Source organism: Fusobacterium sp. JB019 (assembly GCA_030673965.1).
Taxonomy (GTDB): domain Bacteria; phylum Fusobacteriota; class Fusobacteriia; order Fusobacteriales; family Fusobacteriaceae; genus Fusobacterium_B.
Window position 1 is genome coordinate 21,023 of sequence record JAUTCN010000005.1, and the last position, 17,688, is coordinate 38,710.

At 26.7% G+C, this 17,688-nt stretch carries 19 protein-coding genes and 1 riboswitch; of the genes, 7 read left to right on the top strand and 12 right to left on the bottom strand.

Translation table 11 applies throughout. From position 1 onward, the window contains the following. Window positions 1-894 (top strand): toxin-antitoxin system YwqK family antitoxin, encoded by an 894-nt coding sequence (locus Q7K47_04360; protein MDP0506446.1) that lies wholly within the window; start codon window positions 1-3, stop codon window positions 892-894. 5 nt (window positions 895-899) lie between these two features. Next, window positions 900-1,655, top strand: a complete 756-nt coding sequence (locus Q7K47_04365; protein MDP0506447.1) for a molecular chaperone — start codon at window positions 900-902, stop codon at window positions 1,653-1,655. Window positions 1,656-1,683: 28 nt separating this feature from the next. On the opposite strand, the gene Q7K47_04370 is transcribed toward Q7K47_04365, so the two are convergent. Further along, complete coding sequence (locus Q7K47_04370; GenBank protein ID MDP0506448.1) at window positions 1,684-2,499, bottom strand: nitroreductase family protein; 816 nt, start codon at window positions 2,497-2,499, stop codon at window positions 1,684-1,686. A gap of 165 nt (window positions 2,500-2,664) precedes the next feature. Between Q7K47_04370 and Q7K47_04375 the strand changes: the two genes are divergently transcribed. The 3 genes from Q7K47_04375 to Q7K47_04385 are packed head-to-tail and all read left to right on the top strand — an operon-like array spanning window position 2,665 to window position 5,342. Further along, window positions 2,665-3,231 carry an aminodeoxychorismate/anthranilate synthase component II gene (locus Q7K47_04375; protein ID MDP0506449.1) on the top strand — a complete coding sequence of 189 codons (567 nt, stop codon included), beginning with the start codon at window positions 2,665-2,667 and terminating at the stop codon, window positions 3,229-3,231. Between the two features lie 4 nt (window positions 3,232-3,235). Next, on the top strand, window positions 3,236-4,612 hold the full coding sequence (pabB, locus tag Q7K47_04380; protein MDP0506450.1) for an aminodeoxychorismate synthase component I: 1,377 nt from the start codon (window positions 3,236-3,238) through the stop codon (window positions 4,610-4,612). Beyond that, a complete protein-coding gene (locus Q7K47_04385) occupies window positions 4,602-5,342 on the top strand; it encodes an aminotransferase class IV (GenBank protein ID MDP0506451.1) in 741 nt (246 codons plus the stop codon). Before pabB ends, Q7K47_04385 begins: the two co-directional genes overlap by 11 nt. Before the next feature lie 22 nt (window positions 5,343-5,364). Here the strand turns inward: Q7K47_04385 and Q7K47_04390 are convergent, their stop codons facing one another. From Q7K47_04390 to Q7K47_04410, 5 genes are all read right to left on the bottom strand, one after another. Continuing rightward, the gene (locus Q7K47_04390; protein MDP0506452.1) at window positions 5,365-6,144 is read right to left on the bottom strand and encodes a MetQ/NlpA family ABC transporter substrate-binding protein; all 780 of its coding nucleotides are present in this window, start codon (window positions 6,142-6,144) and stop codon (window positions 5,365-5,367) included. Window positions 6,145-6,161: 17 nt separating this feature from the next. Further along, the gene (locus Q7K47_04395) at window positions 6,162-6,953 is read right to left on the bottom strand and encodes a MetQ/NlpA family ABC transporter substrate-binding protein (protein ID MDP0506453.1); all 792 of its coding nucleotides are present in this window, start codon (window positions 6,951-6,953) and stop codon (window positions 6,162-6,164) included. Between the two features lie 29 nt (window positions 6,954-6,982). Continuing rightward, window positions 6,983-7,630: a methionine ABC transporter permease gene (locus tag Q7K47_04400; protein MDP0506454.1), complete on the bottom strand. Its 648-nt coding sequence runs from the start codon at window positions 7,628-7,630 to the stop codon at window positions 6,983-6,985. Next, entirely contained in the window at window positions 7,620-8,627 is a 1,008-nt protein-coding gene (locus Q7K47_04405) for an ATP-binding cassette domain-containing protein (protein ID MDP0506455.1), read from the bottom strand. The genes Q7K47_04400 and Q7K47_04405 overlap by 11 nt, the downstream gene beginning before the upstream one ends. Before the next feature lie 94 nt (window positions 8,628-8,721). After that, window positions 8,722-8,809, bottom strand: a riboswitch (SAM riboswitch). Between the two features lie 50 nt (window positions 8,810-8,859). Beyond that, window positions 8,860-9,210: a hypothetical protein gene (locus Q7K47_04410; GenBank protein ID MDP0506456.1), complete on the bottom strand. Its 351-nt coding sequence runs from the start codon at window positions 9,208-9,210 to the stop codon at window positions 8,860-8,862. 500 nt (window positions 9,211-9,710) lie between these two features. On the opposite strand from Q7K47_04410, the gene putP reads away from it, so the two are divergent. Beyond that, on the top strand, window positions 9,711-11,153 hold the full coding sequence (putP, locus tag Q7K47_04415) for a sodium/proline symporter PutP (GenBank protein ID MDP0506457.1): 1,443 nt from the start codon (window positions 9,711-9,713) through the stop codon (window positions 11,151-11,153). Window positions 11,154-11,298: 145 nt separating this feature from the next. Here putP and rbsB read toward each other — a convergent pair whose 3' ends face one another. From rbsB to Q7K47_04445, 6 genes are read right to left on the bottom strand one after another with little or no spacing between them, the layout of a single operon-like run. Further along, window positions 11,299-12,168, bottom strand: coding sequence for a ribose ABC transporter substrate-binding protein RbsB (gene rbsB, locus Q7K47_04420; GenBank protein ID MDP0506458.1), 870 nt, complete (start codon window positions 12,166-12,168; stop codon window positions 11,299-11,301). A 14-nt stretch (window positions 12,169-12,182) separates the two neighbouring features. Then, window positions 12,183-13,154, bottom strand: a complete 972-nt coding sequence (gene rbsC, locus Q7K47_04425; GenBank protein MDP0506459.1) for a ribose ABC transporter permease — start codon at window positions 13,152-13,154, stop codon at window positions 12,183-12,185. Further along, complete coding sequence (rbsA, locus tag Q7K47_04430) at window positions 13,144-14,649, bottom strand: ribose ABC transporter ATP-binding protein RbsA (GenBank protein ID MDP0506460.1); 1,506 nt, start codon at window positions 14,647-14,649, stop codon at window positions 13,144-13,146. The genes rbsC and rbsA overlap by 11 nt, the downstream gene beginning before the upstream one ends. A gap of 12 nt (window positions 14,650-14,661) precedes the next feature. Continuing rightward, window positions 14,662-15,069 (bottom strand): D-ribose pyranase, encoded by a 408-nt coding sequence (rbsD, locus tag Q7K47_04435; GenBank protein ID MDP0506461.1) that lies wholly within the window; start codon window positions 15,067-15,069, stop codon window positions 14,662-14,664. Between the two features lie 25 nt (window positions 15,070-15,094). After that, entirely contained in the window at window positions 15,095-16,036 is a 942-nt protein-coding gene (gene rbsK, locus Q7K47_04440; protein ID MDP0506462.1) for a ribokinase, read from the bottom strand. A gap of 50 nt (window positions 16,037-16,086) precedes the next feature. Further along, window positions 16,087-17,058, bottom strand: a complete 972-nt coding sequence (locus tag Q7K47_04445) for a LacI family DNA-binding transcriptional regulator (GenBank protein MDP0506463.1) — start codon at window positions 17,056-17,058, stop codon at window positions 16,087-16,089. Window positions 17,059-17,243: 185 nt separating this feature from the next. Between Q7K47_04445 and Q7K47_04450 the strand changes: the two genes are divergently transcribed. After that, window positions 17,244-17,576, top strand: a complete 333-nt coding sequence (locus Q7K47_04450) for an arsenate reductase family protein (GenBank protein ID MDP0506464.1) — start codon at window positions 17,244-17,246, stop codon at window positions 17,574-17,576. Window positions 17,577-17,688: the final 112 nt, after the last annotated feature.

The window sequence follows — 17,688 nt, forward strand, 5'->3', positions numbered from 1 at the left end:
TTGAAAAAATTATTTATTTTATTTAGTCTAATGTTAGTTTTTTCTTTTGAAATTTTCTCAAGAGAAAGAATAGAAAACATAGATAAAAAATTATTGAAAAGCGGGATAGTTTATATAAAAAATGAAAAATCTCCTTATACAGGAACATTAAAGGGGAAAAATATAGTAGAAATATATAAAAGTGGAATAAAAGATGGCTATTTTAAAGGTATAGTTAAAATAGATAAAGAAGCTTTTTTATATGAAGGAAGATATGTTCAGGGAATAAAACATGGAGTTTGGTATTTGAAATATAAAACAGGGATAACTAAAGCTATTATGAAATATAATTATGATAGACCTCATGGACATTGGTCATATTTTTATCCGAATAAAGCAATAGCAGGATATGAAAATTTAAAAGATGGGTTGCTTGCAGGAAAAGTAGTTCAATATAATAAAGATGGAAGTTTGAAGGCTACAGTGAATTATAAAAATGGACTTCTAGAAAAGGAAGGAACTTTTTTCTATAATAGTGGAAATTTAAAAGCTGAAACTAATTTTAGATTAGGAAAGGTAAATGGACCTATTAGGATATATTCAGATGGTGGAACATTATTATTAGATGGAAATTATATAAATAACAGGAGAGAAGGTAAATGGATGATGTTTTATAGAAATGGAGATTTAAAAACAACTATAGAATATAAAAAAGGTTTGAAAGATGGAGAATTAGTTATTTATGATAAATCTGGAATGATATTGGATGTAGCTAAATTTGAAAATGGATTAGAGTTAGGAACAGGTGAAACTAAAGTTCCAAGGCTTAGAGATAATATAGTAGGAATGTTTAAGAAATTTAATAGGGATTTAAAGTATGAACAATATAATAAAATATTAACAGAAATGGAGTGATGTGTATGAAAAAAATGATAATGTTATTTGCAGGAATGTTGATGTCTATTCAACTTTTAGCGTTTAACTTTAGTGTAGCCCCAACAAGATTTGAGGTTAGTCTAGACAAAATAGCAACTAATGAAGTAATACTTATGAATAATACTGCAGAACCTATGAGAGTTTCAACTTTTTTAGAGGCTCCAGAGGGATATGGAAAATATAATTTAAATAAGAATATTAAACTATATCCTAAAATGGTTTCAATCAAACCAGGTGGAAGACAAATTGTTAGATTTAGAGTTAAGCCTAGTCCTAATATGGAACCAGGTGAATATAAGAGTTATATTGTTTTTAAAGAGAAAGAAGGAGAAATTAAGAAGGTTGAAACTAATATAGAAGAAAGTACAGGCATCGGTGTTCAGCTTAAAATGTTAGCTGAAATTGGTATTAGTATTTATGGTACTTATGGCGAACAAATAGTAAAAGGGAGTTTAAGTAATTTTACTGTAAAATTAGCTGATGAAGATAATGTCATTATGGGATGTGATTTAGTTTCAAAAGGAAATGCTAGTTTAAAATTATCTAGGAAATTAGAAATATTAAATAATGCAGGTAAAGTTGAAAAAGTTTATGATACTGAGTTTGGAAGAAGTGCAAGAAATGGAAAAAACAGAATAGATAATTCAATGACTGTAGATAATATTAAGGGAAAAACTATAAGAGTAACAATAACTGATCAACTAAATAGAATTTTATATCAAGGAAAACATACTTTATAAAAAAAGAAGAGACTAGTCTCTTCTTTTTTTATAACCATGTAATATTAGATTTTTTCCTAGGTACAGTTCTTAAATATTTTACATCTGGATATCCAATAACCATACAATTTATTATTTTTTCATTTTTATTTAAATTTAGAAATTTTCTGATTTGATCATTATTTTTACAAGCTAATATAAAAAATCCACTATATAGAGATCCTAAACCTAAAGAATTACACATAAGTTCCATATTGGTTGATGCGAGACCAGCATTTAATTCGTTAGGAGAGGTTATGATTATAATATTTTTAGAGAAAAAGAAAAGATTATCTTGCTTATTGGGATTTCTCTGGAATATTCTATACATAAGTTTCCAAGTTTTAGCATACTTTATATCTAATTCATTTTTTGGATTTTTTAAAATTTCTTTAGCTAAATCATTTAATGATTCTAATACTAATTTTTTTAGTTCATTTATTTTTTCTTGAATAATAATATAAGAAACATCTTGAGAATTACTTGCTGTGGGAGTATATCTTCCTGCTTCAATTATTTTTATTAATTTTTCATTTTCTACTTTTTTATCTTTAAATTTTCTAATTGTTCTTCTAAATTTTATAAAATTTAATAAATTTTCAGGTTTAATATTAAAAGAAACTTTATCATAATCAATAACTTCATTCATATCATATTCATCTGTGTAAATAGCATTAGTTGGACAAATAGCTATACAATGTCCACACTTTATACAATCATTATTTTTAATAAAAGCTTTCTCTTCAACAAAAATGATATCTTTTACAAAGCAGTCATCTATACAAAGGGCACATCCAATACATTTTTTATTATCTATTTTAAACATTTAATCCTCCTAAACTAATCAAAAAATATAATTACTACATTATATAATTATATAGTATTTAAAAAGAAAAGTCCAAATGAAAAATAAATAGAATAAAAACTTTTATTGAAATAAATTTAGTTTATGATAAACTATTACTAATGTGATTTAGTAAGGAGAGGATATATGATATTAATAATAGATAATTATGATTCATTTACATATAATTTAGTTCAGTATTTGGAGATATTAAATAAACAGATAATGGTAAAAAGAAATGATGAAATAAGTTTAGAAGAAATACAAAATCTAAATCCTGAAGGGATACTGTTATCTCCAGGTCCAGGGAATCCCAAATCAGCAGGAATAACTTTAAAAGTAATTAATAAATTTAAAGGAAAAATTCCGATTATAGGTATTTGTTTAGGGCATCAGTCAATAGCAGAAGCATTTGGAGGAAAAATAGTAAAAGGAAAAGAGCCAGTTCATGGAAAAATTTCTAAAGTTAATCATGATGGATTGGGAGTTTTTAAACATTTAAAATCTCCTCTAAATGTAACTAGATACCATTCTTTAGTAGTTGAAGAATCTTCCTTACCAAAGGATTTTATAATAACAGCGAAAACAGAAGATAATGTCATTATGGGAATAAAGCATAAAAAATATTTAATAGAAGGAATTCAATTTCATCCAGAAGCTTTGCTAACAGAATATGGATTAGAAATGTTAAATAATTTTTTTGAGGGGGAATAATATTTTGAATATAAGAGAATATAAATTAAAAAGTGATGTCAAAGAAATTTTTAATAATTTTTTACAAGATGAGCTTCCGGTTCTTTTAGAGAGTCAAAAATTAGATAAAAATTTAGGAAGATATTCAATAATAGCAAGTAATCCATTTTTTAGAATTAGAAGTAAAGGGACTAAAGTTGAAATATATAAAGATAAAAAATGGCAAATTGAAAAGAAAGGCCCATTAGATACTTTGGTAGAATATATGGAAAAATATAAGATAGAAGAGGGGAAAAAAATGCCATTTATCGGTGGAGCAATTGGATATTTTGCATATGATTTTTATGGTGAAGTTGAAAAATTAGATATTAATCAAGAGGATGATTTAAATATTTATGATATGTATTTTAGTTATTATAATGAAGTTATTTTAATAGATAATAAAGAAGAAAAAATCTATTTAATTTCTCATGAATTTTTAGAAAATGTTGAGGAAAGAATTAAAAAGATAGAAGATAAAATATTAAATCCTTCTGAAATAAAGGATAGTTTTTATAATACAGATGTAAAAATACAAAATGAAATATCAAAAGATAAGTATCTAGATGCTATTTCATGTGTGAAAAACAATATAGAAAATGGAAATGTTTATCAAATAAACTTTACTCAAAGATTTAACTGTAATTTAAATAAGTCTCCATTTACTTTGTATAATAGGCTTTCTAAAACAAATAAATCTCCATTTGCTGCTTATTTAGATTATAAAGATTATCAGATAGTATCATCTTCTCCAGAAAGATTTGTCAGAGTTAGGGGAGATAATATAGATACAAGGCCTATAAAAGGAACTATTGCTAGAGGACAAAATAAAACAGAAGATATAAAAAATAGAAAAATTCTTGAAAATAGTGAAAAAGATCAAGCTGAATTATTAATGATTATAGATTTAGAAAGAAATGATATAGGAAAAATTTGTGAAAGTGGAAGTGTAAAAGTTGAAGAACTTTTTCATATAGAAGAATATGCTACAGTTTTTCAGCAAGTTGCGAATGTTTCAGGAAAATTAAGGTCAGGTTTTTCTATTAAAGAAATTATCAAGGGAACTTTTCCAGGAGGATCTATTACAGGAGCTCCCAAGATAAGTGCTATGAAACTTATAGGTGAACTAGAAGAAAAAACAAGAAATATATATACTGGGAATATAGGTTATATAAGTTTTAATAAAAATATGGATTTTAATATAGCCATAAGAAGTATATTATGTAAGAAATCTAAAGCTTATTATCAAGTAGGGGGAGGAATAATTTGGGATTCTGATAGTGAATTAGAATATGAAGAAAGTCTTTTAAAAGGAAAAGCACTTAAAGAAGCATTAATTTGGAGGGGAAATAATGAAAATTAATGAAGGTTTATTATATGGATATGGACTATTTGAAACTATAAAAGTTATAAATAATGAACCTATTTATTTGTTGGAACATTTTGATAGGATGAAGAATTCCAGTAAGGAATTAGATATAAATCTGTATATAGATTTTGAAGAATTTCAGGAAAAAATAAGAAAAGAAATAAATAAATTTCCTAATGAAAATTTTGCTTTAAGAGTAAGTGTTTTAAAAGATAATAATATGAGCAGTATGATTTTTTCTATACGAGAAATAAACTATACCCAAAAGATGTATAAGGATGGATTTAAATTAACTTTTTCTGATATATTGAAAAATGAAACTTCTAAAATAGTATATCATAAAACCTTGAATTATTTAGAAAATCTTAGAGAGTTAAAGAGAGTTAAAGAAAATGGATATAATGAAGTTATATTTTTAAATACAAAAGGTCAAATAGGAGAATGCTCTACAAGCAATATATTTGTAGTGAAAAATAAAAAAATATATACTCCAAAATTAGAAAGTGGGATTTTAAACGGAATTATTAGACAAAAAATAATTGATTCTCTCAAAAAATTAGGGATAGAAGTTTACGAAGAAAATATGGATAAAGAATTTTTATTAACTGGAGATGAAATATTTATAACTAATTCTCTTATGGGGATAATGCCTATTAGTAAAATAAACAACTTAAATTATAAGATGCAATTTACAAATGAATTAAAAAAGACCTTAACTTTTTAAAGTTAAGGTCTTTTAATTTGTTTTAAAAAGTTGGAATTATAGATCCTTGATATTTTTTTAGAATGAAATCTTTTGATTTTTGACTTCTAAGAGCGTTAACTAATTCTAAAACAGTTTCATTTTGTTCATCTCCTTGTCTAACAGCAACAACATTAACATAAGGAGAATTTTTATCTTCTCTAAGCAGTGCATCTTTAACTGGAGATAAGCCTCCTTGAATAGCATAATTGCTATTTATAACAGCAAAGTCAACGTCATCTAAAACACGAGGAAGTTGAGGTGCTTCTAAAGATTTAAATTTTAATTTTTTAGGGTTTTTAATAATATCAAATTCTGTGGCAAAAAGATTAGTAGGATCAGCTAAAGTAATAATTCCCTTGTTATGTAAAAGGATTAATGCTCTTCCTCCATTAGATGGATCATTAGGTATAGCAATAGTGTCTTTTTTATTAAGTTCGTCTAAAGATTTATGTTTCTTGGAATAAAGAGCTATTGGACCGATTAAAACATCTCCAACTTGAGAAAGTTTTAAATTTCTTTCTCTTTTAAATTTTTCTAAATAAGGTATATGTTGGAAAAAATTAGCATCTAGATCTTTATTAGCAAGAGCAAGATTAGGAGTAACATATTCATTAAACTCAACTATTTTAAGATCAATTCCTTTTTCTTTAAGTAAAGGTTTAATATTTTCTAATACCTCAGCATGTGGTACAGGACTAGCTCCTACTTTTAAGACAATATTTGCAAATAAAAGCTGAGAACTAAGAATAGTTAATATTAGTAGTGATAATATTTTTTTCATAAAAAGTTCCTCCTATCTTAGAATGCAGTAACAACAGCACCATTATATTTTTTCTCAATAAATTTTTTAACTTTTTCACTTTGTAAAGCAGCCATTAATTTTTTTATTTCAGGTTTGTTTAAATCATCATTTCTAACAGCAACAATATTAGCATATGGAGAATCTTTTCCTTCAAGTAATAAAGCATCTTTCTCAGGGGATAAACCAGTTTCAATAACAAAATTAGTATTTATAACAGCAAAGTCAACATCATCTAAAACACGAGGAAGTTGGGCAGCTTCTAAAGATTTAAATCTTAATTTTTTAGGGTTTTTAGCAATATTAAATTCAGTAGCGTAAAGATTAGTAGGATCAGCTAAAGTAATAATTCCCTTGTTATGTAAAAGGATTAATGCTCTTCCTCCATTAGATGGATCATTAGGTATAGCAATAGTGTCTTTTTTATTAAGTTCGTCTAAAGATTTATGTTTCTTAGAATAAAGTCCAAGAGGTTCTACGTGAACATTTCCAGCTGATGTAAGTTTTAAGTTTCTTTCCTTTTTAAATTTTTCTAAATAAGGAACATGTTGAAAAAAGTTAGCATCTAAATCTTTATCTGCAAGAGCTAAATTAGGAGTAACATAATCAGTGAATTCAACTATTTTAAGATCGATTCCTTCTTTAGCTAAATCAGGTTTAATTGCTTGTAATATTTCAGCATGTGGTACAGGGGTAGCTCCAACTTTTAATATGGTATTTCCAAAAGCTAATTGGCTTAAAAGTAATAAGTTGATACCTGTTAATAATAATGTTTTAAATGTTTTTTTCATAATAAATCCTCTCCTTTATATATATTTAATTATCTATTTTTCTTTGTTCTATAAACAAGATAGTTACCTAAACTTTGTATTAATTGAACCAAAATTATTATAACAATAACAGCATAAATCATAATGTCAACCTTGAATCTTTGATATCCAAATCTAATAGCTAAGTCTCCAAGACCTCCAGCACCTATAGTTCCAGCCATTGCAGAGTATCCAATAAGACTGATTATAGTTACAGTAATTCCGTGTATAAGATGAGGAAGTGTTTCAGGTATCATTACTTTAAAGATTATAGTTAAATTATTAGCTCCCATACTAGAACTAGCTTCAATTAAACCTTTATCAATTTCATTTAGAGCACCTTCAACTATTCTAGCTACAAAAGGTGCAGCAGATATTGAAAGAGGTACTATAGCAGCATTAACTCCAATGGTTGTTCCTACAATTATTCTAGATAGTGGAAATAAACAAATCATAAGAATAATAAATGGAAAAGATCTAAGAGTATTAATAATAAATTCTAAAATTTGATTTAATTTTTGTTTTTCCCAGATATTTCCTTCCTTTGTTATAACAAGTAAGATACCAATAGGAAAACCAATAACTAAAGAAAATAAAGTTGAAAATAAAACCATATATAAAGTTTCTAATGTAGAATTAAAAATCATATTAAAGACCATTATATATCACCTCCACAATAACTCCTTCTTCTGTTAACCAAGGAATAATTAATTTTTGTTCTTCAAAATCTCCAGAAAGTTCTACATATAAATGACCAACTCTCATTGTAGAAAGACTTTCAATTGATCCGCCTATTATACTAAAATCCACATTAAATTTTTTAATTGCTCTTGAAATAATAGGATCTTTTGAAATAGATCCAAGAAAATTTAATTTAATTAACATTTTTCCTTTAGTTTTCATTAAATCAGCAGTAGACTCTTCATTATTTGGAAGATAAGATATAAGTTCTTTTGTAGTTTCAGTCTTAGGATTTGAAAATATATGATGAACTCCCCCAGTTTCTACTATTTCTCCATGAGACATTACAGCAACTTTATTACAGATATCTCTTATAACCTCCATTTGGTGAGTAATCATAACTACAGTAAGACCTAGTTTATTTTGGATATTTCTTATTAACTGTAGAATTGATTTAGTTGTTTTAGGGTCTAAAGCAGAAGTTGCTTCATCTGATAATAGTATTTCAGGATTGTTAGCAAGAGCCCTAGCTATAGCTACTCTTTGTTTTTGTCCACCACTAAGTTGACTGGGGTAAGACTTACTTTTGTCAGAAAGTTCAACAAGTTCTAATAGTTCACTAACTCTTGATTTGATTTTAGATTTTTCCCATTTAGCTATTTCTAAAGAAAAAGCGACATTTTCTTCAACAGTTCTAGAAGATAAAAGATTAAAATGTTGAAAAATCATTCCAATTTTTTTTCTTTTTTCAAGAAGTTCTTTTTTATTTAAAGAAGTTATATTAGTTCCATCAATAATTATTTCACCGCTTGTAGGCTCTTCTAATCTATTTAAAAGTCTAATTAAAGATGATTTTCCAGCTCCACTTAAACCAATAACACCAAATATGTCTCCTTTTTTAATGTGTAAATTAACATTTTTAACAGCAGCGAAATTATTGGGATAAGTTTTATTAATGTTTTGTATACGTATCATGTAGTGCTCCTTTCTTTTGTTGCAAAATATATAAAAAAATCTCTAAAACTATATACATCAAGTTTTAGAGATTTGGTTCAACGATTTTGGGTCATCGCCATCTGTCTGGAATTAGCACCACACTATACAAGCAGGTTGCTGAAACTTCAAAGGGCCAGTCCCTCAGTTTCTCTTGATGGATATTTATTTGAAATAATAATATACTAATTTTCTTATTTTGTCAAATGTTTTTTTATTTTTTTCTTTTAAAGATATCTTTGAAAGAACGTTTATTTGCATTTTTCATTTCTTTTTGTTCTCTATGATAATTAGACCAGTTTGGATCAGCTTTCATATTTTTTCTAACTTTATTCATATATTTATAAGTTGAAACCATAGATTTAAATTTATAAATAATACTAGATTTAATTCCTACGATAGTATCTATAAAACCAATAAAAAATCCTTTAATATTTAATAAAATAATCTTGAACTTATTTAGTTTATATATATGAGAACAACTTGGGCATTTATATTTTGCTACTTGATTTCTAACCCTCATTTTTTTCTTACATTTAGGACACTTTATAATTATTTTTTCCATTTTAATCCTCCAATAGTTATTTTAATTCATGTCCATATTATAGTCTTTATTCTGTATATAGTCCAGTTATAAAATTCAAAAATAAAAAAATATTGACTTTTAGTTGAAAAATATGTACAATAAATGTAAATTAAATTTTAGATTAGAAGGAGAGACTCGTGAAAAAATTAGTGATAGCAGTAGAATTCCAAAACCCCATGGTTCCATAATTAGGATTTGTGTGTATGATTTTAAATCATAGGTATAAATCCATTTTAAGCTGAAAATTTGGATTTGTATCTAATGTGGAATTGAGCTAAACTAAAGAAAGTCTTTCTTTATATGATAAAGCCATTTAACTGCATTTAGATGCATTAAATGGTTTTTTTATTTAAGTTTAAAAAATATTAATATAAAGGAGTTGAATTATGAAATTAATTAAAGTCCCCGGGAGCTTACAAATAAGTAGGTAAAGAAATTAAAATTTATTGTGAGTTTAATAAAAGGACGGAGGAAAAGAAATGATGACAATGGAGACAATGATAACATTTGTAGTGTATTTAATATTTTTAGTAGGAGTAGGAATTTATTTTTATAAGAAAACAGAAAGTGCAGAAGATTATTTAATTGGTGGAAGAGGTATGGGGTCTTGGGTAACAGCTCTTTCGGCTCAGGCAAGTGATATGAGTGGATGGTTATTGATGGGATTACCTGGGGCTGTTTATTCATCTGGAATGTCACAAATATGGGTTGTAGTTGGTCTTGCTGTGGGAACTTATCTCAATTGGAGATATGTAGCTCCTAAATTGAGAGTACAAACAGAAGAAACAAAGACAATGACATTACCTAATTTTTTAAGTGAAAAATTAGGAGATAAAACAGGAACAATAAGAATATTTTCTGCAGCAATAGTATTATTTTTCTTTACTGTTTATTCTGCATCAGGACTTGTTGCTTCTGGAAAATTATTTGAAAGTATTTTAGGAATAGATTATAAAGTAGCAGTATTGATAGGAGTAGGAACAATAGTTTTTTATACTTTTATGGGAGGATATTTAGCTTGTTGTTGGACAGACTTTTTTCAAGGAAGCTTAATGTTTTTAGCGATATTAGTAGTACCAGGACTTGCTTATGTAAAAGGTGGAGGAATGGCAGAAATACAAATGGCAGCTCAAGCAAAAGAAATATCTTTAAGTGTATTTAAATCTGGAAATATAGGAACTTTAGCAATAATTTCTTCTCTTGCTTGGGGGCTTGGATATTTTGGACAGCCACATATATTATCAAGATTTATGAGTGTTAAAGGGTTAAAAGAATTAGCTCAAGCTAGAAAAATAGCAATGGTATGGGTAATTATTTCATTAATGGGAGCTATGGCAATAGGAATAACAGGTATAGCTGTATTTAAGGATATTGCTGAGATAGGTGGAGATTCTGAAAGAGTGTTTATATATATGATTACAAAACTTTTTAATCCTTGGGTAGGAGGAATATTACTTGCAGCAATACTTTCAGCAATAATGTCAACTATTGATTCTCAGTTATTAGTATCTTCTTCTACTTTATCTGAAGATTTTTATAAATTTATAAAGAAAAATGCAACTGAAAAAGAAATAATGTGGACTGGAAGATTTGGAATAATAATAATATCTGCAATAGCTACAGTAATGGCTATGAATCCATCTACAAAAATACTAGCTATGGTTTCCTATGCTTGGGGAGGATTCGGAGGAGTATTCGGTCCTGCAATTATTGCAACTCTTTATGTAAAAGGTTTAAATTGGAGAAGTGTATTTTCTGGAATGTTAATAGGAACTATAACTCTTATTTTATGGAAAACTATTGGTTATGGAGCATATTTATATGAAATAGTTCCAGCTTTTGCTATAAATGCTATTGTGATTACCATAACTGAAAAATATTTATTTGGTGTAAAAAAAGATAGTAAAGTAACTTGTAATTAAAAAAATATTGACAGAAAAGGTTTAATTGTGGTATTCTCTATCTAAGTAAATGAAAATGAAGGAGAGATATTTTTTTAAATATTGATTCGTTAATTAATTAACAGACTAACATTAAAAATGCTAGTCTGTTCTTTTTATGCTTATATTATTTTTTAATTAATTTTAAATCCACTGGAATAAATTTAGGAGTTGTTTCTCCTTTTATTATTTTATTTGATGTTTCTATTCCTTTTGCTCCAATTAATTTAGGTTGTTGAGCTATAGTAGCAGCTAATTTTCCTTCTTCAACTGATTTAACAGCATCAGCAGTTGCATCAAATCCTACAACTAATATATTTTTATTTCCAATAGCTTTTAAAGCTCCTAGAGCCATTTCATCGTTGTGAGCAAAAACACCATCTATTTCAGGTTGAGCTTGGATCATATTTTCCATTACATTAAGCCCCTTTGTTCTATCAAAATCAGCTGCTTGTCTTGCAACTACATTTAAATTATCATTAGCGATTTCATTAAATCCTTTTCCTCTATCTCTTGCAGCAGTTGTTCCAGGTATACCTTCTAATTCAATAATTTTAGAATTTTTACCTAATTTGTTTAGAATAAATTCTCCAGCCATTTTTCCTCCAGCAACATTATCAGATGCGATGTGAGTTACTACTTCGCCTCTATTTGCTCCTCTATCTAAAGTAATAACAGGAACTTTAGATCTGTTAGCATTTTTTACAGCTCTGTATACTGCATCTGAATCTGTGGGATTAATTAATATTACATCAACTCCTCTTACAATTAAATCTTCTACATTTGATAATTCTTTAGCGGGATCATTTTGGGAATCTAAAACTATAAGTTCCATATCTAGTTGTTTTGCTTTATCTTGAGCACCTTCTTTTAAATCTACAAAGAAAGGATTATTTAAAGTTGATACTACTAATCCTACCTTTCCTTTAGCAAAAGCCACTGTTGAAATCATTCCAATACAAAATCCTACAATTAATAATTTTAATACTTTTTTCATTATTCTTCTCCTTTTTATTTATTTGTTTTTTTATCAATTAATACTGCAGCTAAGATAACAATTGCTTTTATCATCATTTGGTAATATGATGATACATCTAAAAGGTTTAAAGCATTTCCAAGAACCCCAATAATTAAAGCTCCAGTTATAGTTCCAGAGATGCTTCCAATTCCTCCAGAAAGTGAAGTTCCACCTAAAACTACAGCAGCAATAGCATCTAATTCATATCCTGTTCCTGCTGTAGGTTGTGCAGATCCTAATCTAGATGTGATAATAATTCCAGCTAAGGCGGATAAACCTCCACTTATAGCATATACTTTAACTTTTAATCTATCAACATTAATTCCAGAAAGTTTAGTAGCTTCTTCGTTTCCACCTACTGCAAAAACATATCTACCAAATCTGGTATTTTTTAAAATATAATGGCATACAGCAAATACAAAAATCATTATATATATAGGAACAGGGATTCCTAAAATATATCCTCCACCAATAGTATCAAATAAAAGAGCATTATCTCTAAATCCCATAGAAATTGGTTTTCCATCTGTAAAAACTAAAGTAGCACCTCTTAATAAAGTCATAGCTACTAAAGTTGTTATAAAGGCTTGAAGTTTTCCATAACTGATAAAACTTCCACTAATTGCTCCAAGAATGGTTCCTAAAATAAGAGTTACTGTCAAAACAATATAACCATTTACTCCATTAGTAAGCATACTAGCAGATACAGCACCACAAAGAGCTAAAATGGATCCAACTGAAAGGTCTATTCCTCCAGTTAATATAACAAAAGTCATTCCAGTTGCTATTATTGCATTTATAGATGTTTGTCTTAATATATTTAAAAAGTTAGCTATTGATAAAAATCTTGGATTTAATATTGAGACAATTATTGAAAATATAACTAAACCAACTAAAGGTTTATTTTCTAAAAATTTATTTTCTTTTTTTATTGATAAGTCATTTGATATTGTATTAGTTTTCATTATTCTTCTCCTTTATAAAGCCTATAGCACATTTCATTATTTTTTCTTGGGTAGCTTCATTTTTATTAAAAATTCCTGTGATAGTTTTATTATACATAACCATTATTCTATCACTAAGCCCTAGTATTTCTGGCATTTCGGAAGAAATTATAATAATACTCATACCTTGTTTTTTAAACTCATTTATAAGATTATAAATTTCTTTTTTAGCTCCTACGTCAACTCCTCTTGTAGGTTCATCTAAAATTAATATTTTAGGATTGGTCATAAGAGCTTTTCCTATAGCTACTTTTTGTTGATTTCCTCCACTTAAATTTTTTATCAATTGGTCCATTGTAGGAGTTTTTATATTAAATTTTGATATAAAATTTTTCACTGATTTTTTTTCTTTATTTGGTTCAATTTTTTTATAAAAATTTTCAAATTTTGATAGTGAAGATAAACTCATATTTTTTTTCACAGAAAGCCCGACAATTAATCCATCTCCCTTTCTATCTTCTGAAACATAAGCAATTTTATTTTCTAAAGCTTGTTGGGGAGAATTAATTTCTACTTTATTTCCTTCAATATAAATTTGTCCATTTGTTTTTTTAAAACATCCATAAATAGTTTTTGCTAATTCAGTTCTTCCAGCACCCATAAGTCCAGCTATTCCTAATATTTCACCTTTTCTAACAAAAAAATTAATATCTTTTGTAACTTCTCCATTAAGATTTTCTACTTTTAAAGAAATATCACCAAACTTAGTATCTATTCTAGGAAATTGATCTTCTAATTTTCGACCTATCATTTTTTCGATAATAATATCTTCTGTTGTATTTTTTACAATAAGTTCATCTATAAATTTTCCATCTCTCATAATAGTAGCAAAGTCACATATTTCAAATATTTCTTTTAACCTGTGAGAAATGTAGACGATACTTTTATTTTCAGCTACCAATTCATTTATTACTTTAAATAAACTTTTTGTTTCAGTATCAGTAAGAGCATCGGTAGGTTCATCCATAACTATTATTTTAGCATTTTGAGAAAGAGCTTTTGCTATTTCTACCATTTGTTTTTCTCCGATACTTAAATTTCCAACTAATTCTTTAGAGGAATATTTTAAATTTAATTTTTTTAAGATTATATCTGCTTCATTGAACATTATATTCCAATCTATTTTAAAATTTTTAGTTAACTCTCTTCCTAAAAAAATATTTTCAGCAATAGACAGATTATCTATTAAATTTAATTCTTGATGAATTATAGCTATTCCAGCATTTTGAGACTCTTTTGGTCCATTGAATTCAACTTTTTTTCCGTTATATTTAATTATTCCAGCATCTTTTTTATATATTCCAGTCATTATTTTCATTATAGTTGATTTTCCAGCTCCATTTTCACCAAGTAGAGCCATTACCTTTCCTTCATATATACTTAAATTAGCATTATCTAATGCTCTTACTCCTGGAAAATTTTTAATTATTCCAGACATTTCTAATATTTTTTTCATATTGTTTTCTCCTTAGAAAGTTACCCCTGATTTTAAAATAATATTAGCATAAGGTGTGCATTCTCCTGTTCTAATTACAGCTTTACTTTCTTTTGTAATTTTTTTTAGTTCTTCATGAGACACTTTTGAAATAGTTATTTTTCCACATTTTTTTTCTAATAAGTTTAATATTTTAGTGTATAAATCTATACTTATTTCTTCTGTTTCTTTAGCAATAATAACTTCTTCTATTTGTAATTCCTCTAAAATCACTTCTAAGGTTTCTAAAAAGCTAGGAATTCCTTTTTCTAAAGCTAAGTCTATTCTATTTACTTTACCTGGAATAGGTAGCCCAGCATCCCCTATTGTTATGTGATCTGTATGTCCCATTTTAGAGATTACAGAACTAATTTCACTGTTTAATAATCTGCCTTTTTTCATAGTTTATCTCCTTTAAATATTTATATTATTTTTTAAATTTATAATCAATAACTTCATTCCATGTAGGAAGAGAACTTTGAGCTCCTTTTTTAGTTACTGTGATAGCTCCTACTTGAGCTCCAAATTCCATGGCCTCTTTTATTTCTTTATCTTCTGATAACATTCTTATAACTCCTCCAATGAAGGAATCGCCAGCTGCAGTTGGATCAATAGCATTTACTTTGTGAATCCCAACACTAAAAGTTTTGTCTGTTCCTACAAATATTGATCCTTTTTTACCTAATGTAACTATAAGATTTTTAACACCCTTGTTTAGAAGTTTTTTACAAGCTATTAAAATTTCTTCTTTAGAAGTAGTAGGCATTTCACTTAAAAGTTCTAATTCAGTTTCATTAGGAATTAAAAAATCAACATTTTTGATTATATCTTTAGAAAGTTTTTTAGCTGGAGCAGGATTAAGAATAGTAATTTTATTATTTTCTTTTGCTTTTTTTAAGATATATTTAACTATTTCTATAGGAATTTCCAATTGAAGAAGAATTATATCTGCTTCTTTTATTAAATTTATATTATTATCAATATCTGTTTTATTTATTTCAAAGTTTGCTCCAGGAACAACAATTATAGTATTATCAGCATTTTCATCTACTACTATTGTAGCAATACCAGTATTAGTTTCAACTTTTTTTATGTGCTTAGTTTGGATATTATTCTTTTCTAATTCATTTATTAATATTTGTCCATGAGAATCCTTACCTACGCAACCAAACATAGTTACATTTCCACCTAATTTTGCAATGGAAACTGCTTGATTTCCTCCTTTTCCCCCTGGAATTTGAAAGAAACTTTTTCCAATAATTGTTTCTCCTAATTTAGGGTGTCTTTTAGCCATGGTAACTAAATCCATATTAAGACTTCCAATTACTAATATTTTTTTCATAATTTTATATGGCAAATAATTTGTCATATCCTCCTTTTCATTAATTTTGTAACCGTTTACATTTAAAATTAAAAAAATTATTTTTTTATTTTTCCAGGTATTTTGATAATTTTTCTAGAATTATCACCATTTAATTTATCTTTTAATATATTTACTGCTTTTTCTCCAACAGCTTTTACATTAAATTCAAGATAATCTATTTTAATACCAAAAATTTCAGCCATTTCTACCTCATCAAAACTAAATATTAAAATATGTTCAGGTATTTTTATGTTATTTTCTATAAGTCCTTTTATTACTCCAAGTGTCATCATATTATTAGCTATAAATAAAGCTTTTGGAAGATTATTTTTTTTTATAATTTCGGTTATTATTTTATAACCTGAATCTATTTTATAATCTCCATAATAAACTTTTTTTTCTAAATTTTCTTCATCCATGGCCATATTATAACCTTCTAATCTTTTAGTTGCAGTGGTTGTTCTAGTAGGGCCTGAAATCATAGCAATATTTTTTGTTTTATTCATTAAATATTTAGTTGCATTGTAGGCTCCTTTTCTATTTTCTAAATAAACTTTAGAAAAATTATCTCCTTCAACTTCTCTATCTATAAGAACATAAGGAATGTTAAATTCATCTAATCTATTAAAATGTTCATAACTAGAAAATTTATCTTTTGCTATAGGAACTATTATAACTCCTTTAACTCTTTGCTCTATTAAAGTTTCAATTACTCTTTTTTCTTTTTTTAAACTACTATAGCTATTTAAAAGGATAATATTTAAATTTTCTTTTTCGATTTTTTCATAAATTCCTTTTATAATTTTTCCAAAAAAGGGATTATCTAAATCAGGAATAACTACTCCGATAGTGTTGTTTTCTTTTTTAGCTAAATTTTGGGCTGTTATATTAGGCTTGTAATTTTTAGCTTTAATAATTTCTAAAATGTTTTTTCTTGTTTCTTCTTTTACTGAAGAAGAATTATTTATTACTCTTGATACAGTAGCCGTGGATACACCAGCTAGTCGTGCGATATCTTTTATTTTCATATTACTCTCCTTATCATGTAACCGCTTACATCATTATACATTTATAACTTTTGTTTGTCAAATGATTTTTAAGCTTTATTTTCGAACGTTTTTTTAAAAAAATATTATTTTTTTTAAGATATAGTTTAACATTTTTTAATTAATGTAGTAAAATAAGATGACTATATAAATGTGAGGAGTTATTAATGATACAGATATTTGGAGTTAAAAATTGTAATGATACAAAAAAAGCTATAAGATTTTTCAAGGATAGAAAAATTGATATTCAATTTATTAATCTCAAAGAAAAAGGAATTTCAAAAGGAGAGTTGAAAAGCATAGTACGAATTTTTGATATTGGAGATCTCTTAGATAGAGAAGGAAAAGAATTTAAAAAACGTAATTTAGAATATTATGTTTTTGATACTTTGGAATTATTAATGGATTCACCTACTCTTTTTAAGACTCCAATTTTAAGAGAAAAAAATAAAGTGACTATAGGGTATAAGCCAGAAATATGGAAGGAATGGATAAAATAGGCAAAATATGAAATGTTAACCATCGGAATAAAAAATGTTTACAATTTTTTGAATAGATTGTATAATTTCTTCTGTAACATAACTTTGAATTATATTACAAAAATTATAAAGT

Bases quoted from the DNA above. Each gene is read 5' to 3' on its own strand.
- Q7K47_04365 (MDP0506447.1), top strand. From the start codon at position 900: ATGAAAAAAATGATAATGTTATTTGCAGGAATGTTGATGTCTATTCAA.
- Q7K47_04370 (MDP0506448.1), bottom strand. From the start codon at position 2,499: ATGTTTAAAATAGATAATAAAAAATGTATTGGATGTGCCCTTTGTATA.
- Q7K47_04375 (MDP0506449.1), top strand. From the start codon at position 2,665: ATGATATTAATAATAGATAATTATGATTCATTTACATATAATTTAGTT.
- Q7K47_04385 (MDP0506451.1), top strand. From the start codon at position 4,602: ATGAAAATTAATGAAGGTTTATTATATGGATATGGACTATTTGAAACT.
- Q7K47_04390 (MDP0506452.1), bottom strand. From the start codon at position 6,144: ATGAAAAAAATATTATCACTACTAATATTAACTATTCTTAGTTCTCAG.
- Q7K47_04395 (MDP0506453.1), bottom strand. From the start codon at position 6,953: ATGAAAAAAACATTTAAAACATTATTATTAACAGGTATCAACTTATTA.
- Q7K47_04400 (MDP0506454.1), bottom strand. From the start codon at position 7,630: ATGGTCTTTAATATGATTTTTAATTCTACATTAGAAACTTTATATATG.
- Q7K47_04405 (MDP0506455.1), bottom strand. From the start codon at position 8,627: ATGATACGTATACAAAACATTAATAAAACTTATCCCAATAATTTCGCT.
- Q7K47_04410 (MDP0506456.1), bottom strand. From the start codon at position 9,210: ATGGAAAAAATAATTATAAAGTGTCCTAAATGTAAGAAAAAAATGAGG.
- putP (MDP0506457.1), top strand. From the start codon at position 9,711: ATGATGACAATGGAGACAATGATAACATTTGTAGTGTATTTAATATTT.
- rbsB (MDP0506458.1), bottom strand. From the start codon at position 12,168: ATGAAAAAAGTATTAAAATTATTAATTGTAGGATTTTGTATTGGAATG.
- rbsC (MDP0506459.1), bottom strand. From the start codon at position 13,154: ATGAAAACTAATACAATATCAAATGACTTATCAATAAAAAAAGAAAAT.
- rbsA (MDP0506460.1), bottom strand. From the start codon at position 14,649: ATGAAAAAAATATTAGAAATGTCTGGAATAATTAAAAATTTTCCAGGA.
- rbsD (MDP0506461.1), bottom strand. From the start codon at position 15,069: ATGAAAAAAGGCAGATTATTAAACAGTGAAATTAGTTCTGTAATCTCT.
- rbsK (MDP0506462.1), bottom strand. From the start codon at position 16,036: ATGACAAATTATTTGCCATATAAAATTATGAAAAAAATATTAGTAATT.
- Q7K47_04445 (MDP0506463.1), bottom strand. From the start codon at position 17,058: ATGAAAATAAAAGATATCGCACGACTAGCTGGTGTATCCACGGCTACT.
- Q7K47_04450 (MDP0506464.1), top strand. From the start codon at position 17,244: ATGATACAGATATTTGGAGTTAAAAATTGTAATGATACAAAAAAAGCT.